Here is a 13,592-nt window from a genome sequence, read left to right as displayed (position 1 = left end):
AACGCGACCGTGCGGCCGTCACAACAGTTGTGAGATGGGTACGGGAGATGAAACGTTAAGGTGTGCGACAGAGAGAGTATCGTATGAGTCGGACGCCACTCGACGAGATCGGGTCGCTCGTCCAGCGTGCCCCGGTCCTCGAGGCCTGTCGTGACGGTCCGGTCGGTCGGCCGACGATCGCCGAGCGCGCGGACTGTTCACGAGCGACGGCGTACCGGGCGACGGGGAGTCTCGAAGAACGGGGACTCCTGGAGAAGGTCGGCAACGGCTATCGGCTGACGGGGGTCGGGCGGACCGTGCTCCGACAGATCGAGTCGTTCCGGTCCGGGCTCGACGGGACGACCACGCTCGAACCGGTGTTGGCACACGTCGACGCGCCGGAACTGGCCGCGAACGCCGACCTGTTCACCGACGCGACCGTCGTGCAGAGTACACCGGCTGCGCCCTACTCCGTCGACCAGCACATCGCGGCGATCATCGAGTCGACGGAGGAGTCGATGACCGGCCTCACCAGCAGTTTCGCGTCGCCGTCGGTGATGGCGGCGAGTTACGAGGTGATCCGCTCCGGCGTGGACGTCGAGTGGGTGCTCACCCAGTCAGCCTTCGACGGGGTACGCCGGCAACACAACGAGGGCCACGACGAACTGATGAGGTTCGACACGACCACGACCTACATCGTCGACCAGTCGCCGCTGGACATCGGTATCTACGACGGGACGCTCGTGGTCGCCGGGTTCGACGACGAGAGCGGCATCGTGGCGGCGGTGGCGACGACCGACGACGACGCGGCCGTCGAGTGGGGAAAAGGGATCGTCGCCGACCACAAGGCGCGCGGAGAGCCACTGGACTAACCGGGCAGGACCACTCGCGCGTCGACCGAACTGGACTGGACTGGACTCGCACGCACTCTCGCGTCGACCGACTCAGCCGTCGCCGGCGGACTCGCTGATCGTGGTCACCGGCACCGGCGCGTCCCGAACGACTCGCTCGGTCACGCTTCCGAGGAGCCGCCGTCCGATACCCTGTCGCCCGTGGGTAGCCATCACCACGAGGTCGATGTCCTCGCTCGTCACGTAGTCGATGATCGCCTCGTCGGGACTCCCCTCGCGGGTCGCGGTGACGAGCGACACGTCGAAGTCGGCGGCCAGTCGCTCGGCACTCGACAGCGCCTGCCGGGCGGCGTCTTCACCGACGTTCCTGAGCGTGTCTCGTACCTCCGACTTGGAGACCGTCAGCCAACTCGTCTCGGTGTCGACGACGTACAGCGCGTGGACGCTCGCGTCGACCGCTTCGGCGAGTTCGAGCGCGTGGCGCAACGCCGTCAGCGAGCGGTCGCTCCCGTCGGTCGGGACGAGGATCGTGTCGTACATCTACAGCACCCCGAAGCCGAAGTCGGCGAATGGCCAGACGTAGTACAGCGCGATGCCGACGATCAGCGCCGGGATCGTCGTGTAGATGGTGGCGACGATGGCGGCCTTCATGTCGATCGCCATCAGGGGGAACAGCGCGTCCCCGTCCTGACTGATCGCGTTCGCGGTGAGCGCAGAGAAGGGGATCGCCCCCTCGGCGTAGAGGCCGGCGAAGACGATCTGGGGGGCACAGCCGGGGATGAGACCCAGCAGTGCGCCGCCGATCGGTGCGAGGACGCCCGCGGCCGCCGTGAGTGCGCCGATGTCGAGCGCGAAGACGACGATGCTGTACTCGTAGACCAGATACGCGCCGATGACCCAGACCGTGACCATGCTGGTCTCCATCGCCGCGTGCTGGAAGGTGTCGTAGGCGCTGGCGAAGTCGTCGCGGATGCGACCGGCCGCACCCTCGCCGATGAACCGGCGGCCGACGAAGTGGAGGTAGAACGAGGCGACCGTGCCGACGAGACCGGCCACGGTGAACAGGCCGAAGAAGGACAGGCCGAACGCCAGCGGGACCTCCGGGGCACCGCGCGCGAGGTACAGCACGCCGGCGACTAATCCACCGGCGGCGACGACCCACCAGACGACGTGGACCGCGTGACTGATCGTCGTCATGGGACCGCTCTCGACCGGTGAGTCGTCGTCGACGCGACAGTGCGCGTCGTCGCCCTCGTAGTCGGGGATACTCGGGCCGCCGCTGGCGACGTTCGTGGTCGCGAGGCCGCCGTCGGTCATCGGCCGACCGAGTCGAGCGACCGCGTCGTCGACCCGGCCGACACCGAGTCCGTACATGTCGATGGCGTAGCCGAACAGCACGGCCGAGACGAACGCGAGACCGTAGGCGTACAGTGCCGCCTCGGGAGCCAACGCGAGGATGACGAACGCCGCGTCACCGGCGGTCGCGGCGAGTGCGGCGACGACGGTCCCGAAGCTGACCGATCCCCGGATGTACAGCGGCATCGCGATGATCGCGCCGCCACACCCCGGCGTCAGGCCGAGCAGTGCGCCCGCGAGTGGCTGGAGGCGTTCGTTCTCCTCCAGATAGGTGACGAGTCGGCCGCCGGTGCGGTACTGGATGTAGCTGAAGATGAGAACCGTGACCGCGACGAAGGCGCTGACCTGCACGAAGCCGTCCCGCACGGAGAAGATCAGGATGTCGAGTGCCTCCTGTGCCGAGATGCCGAGCGTGTCGGCGAGCGACTGGAGCGGGATCACGGCCGATCACCAGTCCCGTCGGTCGTGTCGGCCGGCCGTTCCGGAGTCGATTCGATCAGCGAGGGCGTCTGCTCACGGCTGGACAGCGAGTCGGCCGTGTCCGTCGAGAGAAGCGAGAGCGACATGAGTCTGTGAACACGTGACTGTGTGATGCCGAAGTTGAAAAGGGTTTGTATCTAACCTCTAGTTTAGACGTGTCTAAATCGTGCTGGCGTCGCCGAGTCTCGACTGGGTCGGTACGTGAGAACGTATTTCACGACTACGGGCGAACCGCCCGCCCATGTCGAACGTCTACGTCGTCGGGGCCGGACAGACCGCCTTCGGCGCGTTTCCCGACGAGAGCTACCGGAGTCTGTTCGCCGACGCCTACCGCGAGGCGCTGGACAGCGTGGCGGGTGACCTTCCTCCCGACGCTATCGACGAGGCGGTCGTCGGCACCCTCGGTGTCGGCGGTCGCCAGTTGGGTCTCTCCGCGCCGGCCGTCACCGAACACGTCGGTCTGCACGGGGTACCGGCCAGTCGGGTCGAGAACGCCTGTGCCGCCGGGGGCTTCGCAGTCCGGCAGGGCGTGCAGGCCATCGAGTCGGGGATGGCCGACGTGGTACTCGCGGGCGGCGTCGAGGTGATGACCGACGCGAGCGCCGACACGACGAAGTACTGGCTCGGCGTCTCCGGCGAGACCGAGTGGGAGCGACTGACCGGGACGACCTTCTCGGGCGTCTACGCGCAGATGGCCCGCGCCTACCTGGACCAGTACGACGCGACGACCGAAGACCTCGCACGCGTGGCCGTGAAGAACCACGCGAACGGCGCGCAGAACCCGAAAGCACACCTCGACTTCGCCTGCTCGCTCGCGGACGCGACCGACGCGCCGCCGGTCGCCGATCCACTCAACCTCTACCACTGCTGTCCGACCTCCGACGGTGCGGCGGTCGTCCTCCTCGCGGGCGGTGACGTGGTCGGCGAGTACACCGACGACCGGGTGCGAGTCGCAGGCGTCGGTGCCGGAAGCGACCGCGTCGGGCTAGCCGACCGCGACAGCTACACCAGCATCTCGGCGTCCCGCGAGGCAGGTCAGCAGGCCTACGAGATGGCCGGAATCGGGTCCGACGACCTCGACTTCGCCGAGGTCCACGACTGCTTCGCCATCGCGGAACTACTGGCCTACGAGGACCTCGGTTTCTGTGATCCCGGCGACGCTAATCGACTGCTACGCGAGGGCCTGACAGACCGGGACGGCGACCTGCCGGTGAACACTTCGGGCGGCCTGAAGTCGAAGGGGCACCCGATCGGCGCGACCGGGACCGGCCAGATCGTGGAGGCGTTCGACCAGTTGACCGGGCAGGCCGGGAGCCGGCAACTGGACGACCCGACCTGCGGACTCACGCACAACGTCGGCGGCTCCGGCGGAGGCGCGGTCGTCCACGTCCTCGAACGGGAGGCGGGGCGATGACCGACGCGAGCGACGGGGGCGACGAGAACAACGAGGCGAGTGAGGCGACCGAGGCGAAACTGGGAATCGCCGGCGTCGGAGCCTACGCCCCTCGGCGGTACGTCACCAGCGAGGCGGTGGAGGAAGCGTGGGGGCAGTTCGCCGGGAGTGGCGTCCAGCAGACGTCGGTCCCGGCAGGCGACGAGGACACCCTGACGATGGCGGCCGAGGCGGCCCGACTCGCGCTCGACGCGGCCGAGGTCGATGCCGAGCGAGTCGCCCGTCTCGCGGTCGGCACCACCACCCCACCGACCGAGGAACCGGGAATGCCGGCGCGACTCGTCTCGATGCTGGGGCTCGACGCGGCGACGACGACCCGGCAGGTCGGAGGGAGCGCGACCGGCGGCGTCTCCGCGCTGTCGGGGAGTCTCGACGCCGAGGGCGCAGACGACGCCGAACTCGCCGACGACGACACCGGGGAGGAGGCAGTGCTGGTCGTCGCCAGCGACGATGTGCGAGGAGACCCGGACAGTGCGGTCGACCAGGCTGGCGGGGCGGGTGCGGCGGCGGTCGTGCTGACGCCCGACGGTCCCGGCCGGGTGCTGGGCGTCGCAGAGCACACCGAAAGCTACCCCGGGACGCGGTTCCGGCGGGCCGGCGAACGCGAGAGCGAGGAACTGGGGATCACGGCCTACGAGCGACAGGCGTACCGAGAGACGGTCGCGGGCGCGGTCGAGTCGCTCGGTGCGGCGGTCGGCGACGACGATGCAGACAGTTGGATCGCCGGCGTCGACGCGGCGGCGATCGGCGCACCCGACGGCAGCCTCCCGTACCGAGCGAGCGACGCCCTCGGTGTCGGCTCGGAGGCGATCCGACCCGGGTCGGTGGTCCACGACCTCGGCGACTGCGGGACCGCGACACCACTGCTCGGTCTCGCCCGCGCACTCGACACCGGAAGCGAGTCGGTGCTGGTCGTCGGCTACGGCGCGGGAAGCGAGGCGACCGCGTTGATGCTCGAGGCGGACGAGTCGGTTCCGGTCACCCGCCGAACCGCCGGCACCGACGAGGTGAGCTACGCCGAGTATCTGCGACTCCGGGGGGAGATCACGCCCGGCGAACCGGCCGGCGGCGGCGCGTACGTCAGCGTCCCGAGTTGGCGGCGGACGCTCCCACAGCGACACCGACTGGTCGCGGGGGAGTGTCCCGACTGTGGTGCGCTCGCGTTCCCGCCGGAAGGTGCCTGCCGCGACTGCCACGAACTGGTCGAGTACGAGTCGGTCCGGTTGGCCCGCCGAGGAGCGGTCGAGACCGCGACGACCATCGGACAGGGCGGTGCGCCGCCGGAGTTCGTCGAACAGCAGGCTCGTGGCGGGAGCTACGTCAGTGCGGTCGTCGCGTTCGGCGTGGCCGACGCGGAAGCGGGCGGTGGTGACGCCGACCGGAGCGTCAGCGTCCCGATGCAGGTGGTCGAATGCGACGAGACGCCCGCCGTGGGAACCGAGGTGCGGACGACGATTCGGCGCATCTACGAGCAGGAGGGCGTGATCCGGTACGGGTTGAAGGCCGTGCCGGCCGAGGCCGAGCGAGACGAGTGAGTGGCCGGCAGAGCCGGTCTACTCGACGCCTCCGTCGTTCGCGTCGGTGATCGCGAGCGTCACTTCCCGTACTGTTTCACGTCGTCCAGCGACTTCAGCCGAGTGAGATGGTCGATTCGCGCCCGAACGTCGTCGCGGTCGAAGTCGTCGCGTCGCTCGTCTGCGTCCTGCTCCCGGCCTGCGCTGTCGGTCGAGACGCGCTGTCCCGACTCCTCGGCGACGAGTCGGCCGAGGTCGGCCGAGGTGATGTCGAAACTCCGGGCGACCTCCTCGGGGTCGATCGCGAGATCCTCCCGCACTGCTCGCGCGTCGAGGTTCACTCGCCGGGCGCGAGCCATGTCGCCCGAGAGTTGGACGACCAGTTCGACCGGCGTCGGTTGCTCGTCTTCGTCGTCTGCCGTCAGATCGCCGCGGAGCGCCAAGACGGTCGGGTCGGCGCGTTCGATCGCGACTGCCTTCTCCGGTAGTCCGTACTCCGCCGCCACCTCGCGGATGGCGTCGAACAGTGCCTCCGTGAACTCCTCGCGTCTCTCGTCTGTCATCGTCGGCTCCGGTGTGTCTCGGTCGTCATGGGATCAGTATCAGTGCCGCCTCGTTTCGGACCTCGCTCACGTCGTCGCGGCCGGAGGTCCGGCCGTCACCCGGCAGGAAGTAGAGGTCGCTGAACCGGAAGCCGGACAGCAACCCCAGTTGCGTGTCGAGTGCGCGCTGGAGGGGTGCCATCCCGTCCGGCACGTTGTCGTTCAGTTCGTCCGCGACACCGCCGCCGCAGACGCCCGCGCTCTCGGTGCGGTTCCAACTCCAGCCGTCCACGTTCGCCCGGACGCGGCCCGACCCGTCGAGGAAGACGTGGACGTAGTAGTGGATCGTCGCGCGCGTGTCGCCGACGAAACAGTACCACGGCAGGTCGATCCGGACGCGGAACGAGATGTCCACGAGGACGCGCCCGGGTGGGTGTCGCGTCGGGTGACTCGACGAGTACGGGACCGCGCTGTACGGCACCATCCCGGCTCGGATGCCGGTGATCCGGTCGGCGTCCCCGGAGAGGAAGCCGTCGATCAGGTTGCGGTTGGCCGGCGTGTCCATGATCGGTACCAGCGCGACCTCGATCTCGTCGTCCCGGCGGACGCGAGCGAGCGAGGCGCGTCGGTTGCCGAAGGTCCACGTGACCCACGCCCACCCCCCGGTGCCGTACGGTTGGCTGAAGCAGTTCGCACCGCCTGTGAAGTTGCTGTTCTCGAAAATACAGCTCGTCAGTGTCGGCATGGTGTGCCACGCTGTGGCAGGTGGGAGATCGCTGGAGACTGGCTTAACTACGCTGTCGTTTCACTGGAATCAGGGTCGCATGACAGTTGTGTCTGACACGAATCGGGCGAAGAAGTGGTGAGGAAGCGAGGGACTGCTCGGTCGCCGACTGTCTCAGCCTCGCCGCCCGAGCAGTCCGGCAACCAGAACCACCGCGAGCAGACTGACGCCGACGCCGGCGAGCGGGAGCGCGGTCGTCACGCTCGTCTCCTCGCCGGTGTCGGCCGACCCCGGATGCCGGTCGGTCGCGTCGTCGCCCGCAGTCGGTGTCGCGGTCGTTGGATCACCGACTGTCACCGTCCCCGGAACGGTCGCTGGCGTGAACTCGCCGCCGCCGTCGGCGTCCAGTTGGCGAGCGTCGAGTTCGACCGCGACCGTCCCGACCGACTCTCCCCGGATGGTGAGCGTCGCCAGCGTCGCGTTCGTCGCGCCCGGTTCGACCGTGCTGGCGGTGTCGGCCGCTTCGAGCGTGACGCTCGATACGTCCCCGACGATCTGTGGGTCGGTCGTCAACCCGAAGCCCTCGGGGTAGGTCGCGTCGGTGATCGTCGCGGCGTCGTCCGACAGCGAGACGACGAGTTCGTAGCCCGCGAGACCCTCCGGCGCGCTGGTCAACAGGACCGTGACCGTCGTCGTCTCGCCCGGATCGACCGAGGCAGTCGTCGTCGTCAGCGTCGGCGCGTCAGACTGGCTCGTCGTCGGCGTCGGCGCGTCCGGCTGTGTGGCAGTGGCGTTCGTGAGGGGCGGGTTCGTGTCGAAAGCCGGGGGCGCGCTGGCGGTGACGGCACCGACCGAGCCGGCGAGTGCGAGACAGACGACGAGGGCTGCTGTCAGGAGCGCCCTCGCGCCGGGGCTGTCGGTCACCGGGGGTCGGCTGGCGACAGCGGGGCGAACATGGGTCGGCGGATCTGGCGGTGAGTCGGTGTGCATGGCAGGTGTGGTCCGGGTAGTCGAGAGCGATACGCGAGTGGCGTGTGACGCTGTCGCCGTGAGTGGCGGTCTCAGGCCTCTTCGTACAGCGTCACGATGTCGTCGTAGTCGAGTTCGCCGTTCTCGTTGAAGTCGAACGCCGCCGGGTTCAGTCGGACCGCATCGGACTCGAACTGCTCGAACAGCAGGACGATGTCGTCGTAGTCGATCCGACCGTTGCCGTTCAGGTCCTCGAACTTCCCGTCGCCGTCCGGATCGGTCGGGGTGCCGCCGCCGACCGAGGGCGGGCCGGTGACGACCATCCCGGTTCGGATCTCGACCGCGATGGGATCGCCACCCTCGTCGTCCACGCGTTCGACCTCGATGGTCACGTCTGTCGTGCCAGTCCCGCGCGCCCGGAGACCGAGCGTCGCGAGGGTGACGTCGAGTGCGCCCTGCTGGATCGCCTTCTCGGTGTCCGTGAACCGGAGCGTCGCCGTCGAACCGTCGTTGCTGACCGACGACTCCGTGAGGCCGACCGCGTCCGCGAACTCGACGTCGGTGAACGCCGCGACGTTCTGCTCCTCGATAGTGACCGTGACCTTTCCACCGGCCAGTCCCTCGGGAGCCGAGGACATGACGAGCGGCGTGCGCGCCGTCTGGCCGTTGGCGATGGCGACCGAGGCGACGTCGAGCATCACGTTCGGCTGGTAGACGTAGAGGCAGTCGTTCGGGTACGAGCGCCCGAGTTGGTCGGCGTCCTCACAGCAGAGGAGACGGCCGTCGTCTAAGGCGTAGACGTTATCGACGTTGATCAGCGCGTCGTCAGCCACGTCCGCCGGGTCGGTCGCGTCCGGGCCGGTGATGACCGGTTCCAGCGTCGAGACGTTGTAGTTCGCGTCGAGTTCGGCTCGGTAGACGACGCCGCCGTCCACGCGGTCGAGTTCGACGTCGCCGACACCCTCGTAGCCGGACTCGTCGCTCAGGTCGTCGTTGAACTCCGAGATGCCGAAGTAGACGAAGTCACCGGGACCCGCGCCCTCGACGCTGTCGACACCTTCGGCTTTGTTGAACTCGATGCTCGCACCGATCTCCTTCGCGGCGGCGCGCGTCTCGAGGAACGGAATCTTGCGCAGGTCGTCGTCGACGCCGTCGGGGCCGTGCTGGTCGTACTGTGCGGCCCACGCGACGATCTCCTGATCCGTGATGTAGTTCTGACTCCCGTTCTCGACGACTTCCCGGTCGGCTTCTTCGAGCGCAGTCGCGAGGTCGTCGGTCCAGTCGGTCTCGGCGTGGGCGTCGAGGTAGTCTTCCTGTGTCACGTCGTCGTACGCCGCGATCCACTCGGCGACCTCGGCGTTCGTCGCGTGGCCGAGTTCGAGCCAGTCGAGTTCGAGGGGGACCTCGGCGGGTGAGCCACCCTGTGCGGCCGCGGCGTTGGTGACCTTCGGCGCGTAGAGCGTCCCGGCCACGTCCATCGGGTCGTCGTAGCTCGGGATCGGTCCGTCGGCGACGAACTTGTAGATACCCTTGCTGTCGCCGTCGGAACAGAGGTAGACGGTCTGCTCGTCGGTCTGCACGTCCGGAGCCTCCCACGCGGCGCGGCCCATGACGTAGTACTTGACGGGCGACGGTTCCTCGGCGCCCGGGTCGCGGAAGTCCACGATGTAGCCGTAGTCGTATGGATTCGGGTACGTGTCGCCGATGGGGTTCCGGGTGTTCGTCTCGCCGCCCTCGGCCTCGTCTACCGGAGTCGCGCCGAGGTAGTAGGCGAGCATCTCGGTCCCGCCGAGTGCCCACGTCGCCTGCACGTACCACGAGTCGTCGCCGTAGTACTCGTCCACTGCGGACTGGATCTCGGTCGGGTTCGGTCGGTTCCAGAACTCGTGGCCGCCGCGCAGGCCGACGCCGGAGCCGGCTTCCACGATGTCGCTGACCGTCGCTGAGAGGGCGACGCGCGGGTGAGCGTAGTTCTCCTCGGCCGAGAGCATCGTGTTCCACGGCGACCGGTTGCCGTAGCAGTTGATGCGTGTCCCGCCCAGTTCGCGGAGCGCGTCGGTGTTGGCGAGGTTGATCGCGTTCTCGAGGTCTGCCTCCCACGAGCCGTCTTCGGCCTGCGAGAGCGGGATGCGCGAGACGTTGCCGGGGCTGTTCTCCCAGTTGGTGAACAGGTAGCCCTCGGTGCCGTCGTCGTTCGTCGGGACGAACTGGTTGCAGTCGGGGTTGTACGCGGCGTTGCCGGAGTAGAGCGGGCCGGCGAAGTTGTCGAGCGTGAGGTCGGTCCCATCGGGTGTCTGGCAGACGCCGAGTCGTTCGGTGCCGCCGTTGATCTCCTCGCCCTCCTGTGCGAGGTAGACGAACTCGCCGGCACCTCTGACCACGCCCTGTTCCTCGTTGGTCTGCGGGGTCGAGAGTTCCTCGAACTCGTCGTTGCGGCCGTTCATCGTGAACTGGAACCCCTCGAAGTAGCCGACGCCGGCTTTGTCGAAGGGCGCGGGGTTGTCACGACTCGGGTGCTGGACGCTGTAGAGGAGCGAGCCGTCCTGGAAGACGAACGGGCCGGTGACCTCGGCACCGAAGGCGGTCGAGGAGAGGCGCGTGAGCGACCCGTTGACGCTCGGTGCGCCGGGGGTGTCGGTGTCGTCGGCAGTCACCACGCCGGCGCCGCCAACGCTGGCTCCGAGCGAAGCGGCGACCGAGGTGGCCATCAGGGTACGTCGAGTGAATTCGACCATGCAGGTGGAGAACTGCGAAACCGTTGTAAATCAGTTTATAATATGAATCTGACGTAGGTTTACTCGACTGGATCACTCCAGCGCGGTATATAGCGATAATTTCTGGTCCGTAAATCGCTTAGATAACGGTGCTGACGTGTCTCTCGATTCGTGGTTTACGGGTTTGAAACTGTCGGTCTCGGGATACGCCGAATCGAGTGTGTCGAGTGGAACGTGTAGCGTGAGTCGGGTTCCGCTGGACAAGAGTACTGAGGGTTGAGGTGTCGTATAAACAGCGAACACGTTTCTCTGAAGGAACGTGGTCCGAGTGTCGGTCCGGTGGCGGTCCGGAAATCACGACGACCGGTCGTGAGTCGAGGTGGTGTTGGCTGTGAAATCCGCGACAGTGAGGCGACGAGGGCGGGCGAATCGACGAGACGACCACGAGCGCAGACCGCGACTGTCGGGTGCTCGACTAGATCACCGGTTTCCGGGTGACGATCGGTGACCGCGTGATGCGTTACAGATTCTCCGGCGTGGGACTGAAACGGGTCGGCAGGTCGGGCAGTCGCGGGCTTTCACTCCTCGGCGTCCACGACCCGCTATCCACCCACTATTCAGTCGGCCGACTCGATTCCCTCCGCTTCGACACCGGCGCGGATTTCCTCGGCGCGATCCTGCACCCACGAGACGTACCGCTGAATCCGACTCGGCTTCTTGCCGAAGAAGGACGCGACGAAGTACTCGTCGGCCATCGGCTGAGTCAACATATACGCCGCCAAGGTGTCCCGGCCAGCCTGTACGACCTCCGGCGGGATACCCCGGTCGCCGGTGCCGGCCTCCTGAAACCCGTTCGTGTCGAAGTAGACGTCGGCGTACAACTCCGCCGTCTCCGCCGCTTCGAACTCTATCTCGACGTGCTGGGGGGCCTCGAACCGGTAGCGCGGTCCGACGTCGTCCCCGTGCTGCTCGCTTTCGTCTACTTCGACGATCCGCACGTCGAGTGGGTACTCGCGGTGGATCGACTCTGCGGTGCTGTCCGGGGGGTGAGAGTCTGCTCGTGACATGGCGTCTGGGGCGGTCCACCGGAGTCGGCTGACCCACGTCGGAACCGCGTCTATCCGGCGGGTAGACGCTCGCTCGCTTAGTTCTTCGGTAATTTCGGTACGTGCCACTCGGCAGGGATCGGGACCGCTATCGAGTGCTAACGAGTCGCACGCGACCGCCGGAACAGTCCGCCGGTGAGTTCGCACTGGTCACGCCGCACCAGTCAGTCCGCCAGCAGTGTCGAGACCCGAGCGTTCTCCTTCAGCATGAGGCCGCCGTTCGAGACGCTCAGTGGAACAGCCCCGAAATCGTCGTCGCCCGCGAGGTGAAGGGTCGGGTGGAACGCCCCGCGCGTCCGAAGTTCGTCGCGCGGTTGGAGCACGAGGTTCACGTCCCCCGGTCCGGCGAGCGACTCGTTGTACTCTAGCAGGTACACGTCGTTCGAGAGGTGCCACCAGCCGTAGTCGTCGTCGGGGTTCCGCAGGTCGGTCTCGACCGGTTCGGTCGTCGCATCGGTCAGTTCCCCGCCGCCGAAGTCGATGCGACCGGGGTCGACTACTTTGCGCACCTCGGCGACCGTGAGATCGAGACCCCGACTCTCGGTCTGGATCGGTTCGTGAACGAGATCGGCGACGACGCTCGTGAGGTCCATAACCCGAGATGCGCAGGGGAGCGTGAAATTCCTTCGCCCGGCGTAGAGAGCCAGAGTCGCTGGAGGCTACCGGACCGAGACGGAGACCGGGCGGGCCGGTCAGACCGAGTCGGGTTCCGAGGTGTCGGCGGGACTGGCGTCCCCGTCACGGGAGAACACGACACCCATCGCCGTCCCGAGTCCAGCACCGAGTCCGATGCCGACCCCCAACCAGAAGGGGAGGTCGCCGGTGACAGCGCCGATAGCCGTCCCGGTCCCGGCACCGAGTGCGTTTCCGAGCCCTAACCACAGTGCAATGGTTCCGTTCGAGTCGGTCGTCATGCCCGGGTGTCGTCCGCTGTCGATATAGGTGTGTTCCACAGCCGACGGGGGCACCGCCACTCGGCGCGGGGTGAACGAGCATCGGCGTACAAACGCCCGACTGTCGCCTCACCCGAATCGCCCACGAACCGTCGCCAGTCCGGTCTTCAGCATCGACGGCCGGGTGATCCGGTCGTGTTCCTCGCGGGACAGCGAGAAGTCGAACACGTCGAGGTTGTCCGCGAGGTGGTCTCGACTCGTGGACTTCGGGATGGCGTGGACGTTCCGGTGCTGGATCGCCCACCGGATGGCGACCTGCGCGGGACTCTTGTCGTACCGGCGACCGATCTCCGCGAGCAGGTCGTCCCGGAGGACGCCACCCTGCGCGAGGGGGCTGTAGGCCGTCAGCGCCACGTCCTCCTGCTGGCAGTACTGGAGCAGTTCGCGCTGGGGGTAGAAGGGGTGGAACTGCACCTGGTCCGTGGCGATGGGGACGTGGGCGTACTCCTGTGCCTGCTCGAGGCGGTCGGCACCGAAGTTGCTGACGCCGATGTGTCGGGTCTTGCCCTCGACCTGGAGGTCGGACATCGTCGTCATCGTCGTCTCCAGATCGGCGAGCGGGTTCGGCCAGTGGATGAGGAGCAGATCGACCGCGTCGACGCCCAACTGCTCCAGACTCGCATCGACCGACTCCCGCATGGCCTCGGCCGAGCGGTGCATCGGGTTGATCTTCGTCGTGACAAACACGTCCTCCCGATCCACGTCGGCGTCGGCGATAGCCCGGCCGACCGCCCACTCGTTCTCGTACAATTGCGCGGTGTCGATGTGCCGGTAGCCCAACTCGAGGGCGGTCTTCACCGCGTCGTAACACTGCTTGCCTTCGAGTTCCCACGTGCCCAGTCCCATCGTCGGCACCGAGAAGTCACCGACAGTCAGCGTCTCGTCTACCATGCACCCGAGTTGGGACCGGCGTCGTATCGGCCTTGTGACCGCGTGGGTGTTTGCCGGCGA

At 67.5% G+C, this 13,592-nt stretch carries 13 protein-coding genes; 3 read left to right on the top strand and 10 right to left on the bottom strand.

The window, feature by feature from the left end; translation table 11 throughout:
• Positions 1-83: 83 nt before the first annotated feature.
• Positions 84-851: a helix-turn-helix transcriptional regulator gene (locus LI337_RS18370; protein WP_227231379.1), complete on the top strand. Its 768-nt coding sequence runs from the start codon at positions 84-86 to the stop codon at positions 849-851.
• A 72-nt stretch (positions 852-923) separates the two neighbouring features.
• Here LI337_RS18370 and LI337_RS18365 read toward each other — a convergent pair whose 3' ends face one another.
• On the bottom strand, positions 924-1,370 hold the full coding sequence (locus LI337_RS18365; RefSeq protein WP_227231378.1) for a universal stress protein: 447 nt from the start codon (positions 1,368-1,370) through the stop codon (positions 924-926).
• Positions 1,371-2,627, bottom strand: coding sequence for a putative manganese transporter (locus LI337_RS18360; RefSeq protein WP_227231377.1), 1,257 nt, complete (start codon positions 2,625-2,627; stop codon positions 1,371-1,373).
• A gap of 280 nt (positions 2,628-2,907) precedes the next feature.
• Between LI337_RS18360 and LI337_RS18355 the strand changes: the two genes are divergently transcribed.
• The gene (locus LI337_RS18355; RefSeq protein WP_227231376.1) at positions 2,908-4,080 is read left to right on the top strand and encodes a thiolase domain-containing protein; all 1,173 of its coding nucleotides are present in this window, start codon (positions 2,908-2,910) and stop codon (positions 4,078-4,080) included.
• On the top strand, positions 4,077-5,654 hold the full coding sequence (locus LI337_RS18350) for a zinc ribbon domain-containing protein (RefSeq protein ID WP_227231375.1): 1,578 nt from the start codon (positions 4,077-4,079) through the stop codon (positions 5,652-5,654). The genes LI337_RS18355 and LI337_RS18350 overlap by 4 nt, the downstream gene beginning before the upstream one ends.
• Before the next feature lie 59 nt (positions 5,655-5,713).
• On the opposite strand, the gene LI337_RS18345 is transcribed toward LI337_RS18350, so the two are convergent.
• The 8 genes from LI337_RS18345 to LI337_RS18310 form a co-directional block, all read right to left on the bottom strand.
• Positions 5,714-6,196 (bottom strand): hypothetical protein, encoded by a 483-nt coding sequence (locus LI337_RS18345; protein ID WP_227231374.1) that lies wholly within the window; start codon positions 6,194-6,196, stop codon positions 5,714-5,716.
• Positions 6,197-6,221: 25 nt separating this feature from the next.
• A complete protein-coding gene (locus LI337_RS18340; RefSeq protein ID WP_227231373.1) occupies positions 6,222-6,920 on the bottom strand; it encodes a hypothetical protein in 699 nt (232 codons plus the stop codon).
• A 153-nt stretch (positions 6,921-7,073) separates the two neighbouring features.
• The gene (locus LI337_RS18335) at positions 7,074-7,823 is read right to left on the bottom strand and encodes a cell surface protein (protein WP_227231372.1); all 750 of its coding nucleotides are present in this window, start codon (positions 7,821-7,823) and stop codon (positions 7,074-7,076) included.
• Between the two features lie 137 nt (positions 7,824-7,960).
• Positions 7,961-10,603, bottom strand: coding sequence for an alkaline phosphatase PhoX (locus tag LI337_RS18330; protein WP_227231371.1), 2,643 nt, complete (start codon positions 10,601-10,603; stop codon positions 7,961-7,963).
• 596 nt (positions 10,604-11,199) lie between these two features.
• The gene (locus LI337_RS18325; RefSeq protein ID WP_227231370.1) at positions 11,200-11,649 is read right to left on the bottom strand and encodes a hypothetical protein; all 450 of its coding nucleotides are present in this window, start codon (positions 11,647-11,649) and stop codon (positions 11,200-11,202) included.
• A 203-nt stretch (positions 11,650-11,852) separates the two neighbouring features.
• The gene (locus LI337_RS18320; RefSeq protein ID WP_227231369.1) at positions 11,853-12,281 is read right to left on the bottom strand and encodes a dCTP deaminase/dUTPase family protein; all 429 of its coding nucleotides are present in this window, start codon (positions 12,279-12,281) and stop codon (positions 11,853-11,855) included.
• Between the two features lie 99 nt (positions 12,282-12,380).
• Complete coding sequence (locus LI337_RS18315) at positions 12,381-12,602, bottom strand: hypothetical protein (protein ID WP_227231368.1); 222 nt, start codon at positions 12,600-12,602, stop codon at positions 12,381-12,383.
• 108 nt (positions 12,603-12,710) lie between these two features.
• Positions 12,711-13,532, bottom strand: a complete 822-nt coding sequence (locus LI337_RS18310) for an aldo/keto reductase (RefSeq protein WP_227231367.1) — start codon at positions 13,530-13,532, stop codon at positions 12,711-12,713.
• Positions 13,533-13,592 lie beyond the last annotated feature (60 nt).

Source organism: Salinirubrum litoreum, from assembly GCF_020567425.1.
GTDB classification, from domain to species: domain Archaea; phylum Halobacteriota; class Halobacteria; order Halobacteriales; family Haloferacaceae; genus Salinirubrum; species Salinirubrum litoreum.
The sequence above is the reverse complement of the archived record's forward strand: the minus strand, read 5'-3'. Positions and strand labels throughout refer to the sequence as shown.

What these genes read in the sequence shown, in the direction of transcription:
- LI337_RS18370 (WP_227231379.1), top strand. Translation starts at nt 84, where the DNA reads ATGAGTCGGACGCCACTCGACGAGATCGGGTCGCTCGTCCAGCGTGCC.
- LI337_RS18365 (WP_227231378.1), bottom strand. Translation starts at nt 1,370, where the DNA reads ATGTACGACACGATCCTCGTCCCGACCGACGGGAGCGACCGCTCGCTG.
- LI337_RS18355 (WP_227231376.1), top strand. Translation starts at nt 2,908, where the DNA reads ATGTCGAACGTCTACGTCGTCGGGGCCGGACAGACCGCCTTCGGCGCG.
- LI337_RS18350 (WP_227231375.1), top strand. Translation starts at nt 4,077, where the DNA reads ATGACCGACGCGAGCGACGGGGGCGACGAGAACAACGAGGCGAGTGAG.
- LI337_RS18345 (WP_227231374.1), bottom strand. Translation starts at nt 6,196, where the DNA reads ATGACAGACGAGAGACGCGAGGAGTTCACGGAGGCACTGTTCGACGCC.
- LI337_RS18340 (WP_227231373.1), bottom strand. Translation starts at nt 6,920, where the DNA reads ATGCCGACACTGACGAGCTGTATTTTCGAGAACAGCAACTTCACAGGC.
- LI337_RS18330 (WP_227231371.1), bottom strand. Translation starts at nt 10,603, where the DNA reads ATGGTCGAATTCACTCGACGTACCCTGATGGCCACCTCGGTCGCCGCT.
- LI337_RS18325 (WP_227231370.1), bottom strand. Translation starts at nt 11,649, where the DNA reads ATGTCACGAGCAGACTCTCACCCCCCGGACAGCACCGCAGAGTCGATC.
- LI337_RS18320 (WP_227231369.1), bottom strand. Translation starts at nt 12,281, where the DNA reads ATGGACCTCACGAGCGTCGTCGCCGATCTCGTTCACGAACCGATCCAG.
- LI337_RS18315 (WP_227231368.1), bottom strand. Translation starts at nt 12,602, where the DNA reads ATGACGACCGACTCGAACGGAACCATTGCACTGTGGTTAGGGCTCGGA.
- LI337_RS18310 (WP_227231367.1), bottom strand. Translation starts at nt 13,532, where the DNA reads ATGGTAGACGAGACGCTGACTGTCGGTGACTTCTCGGTGCCGACGATG.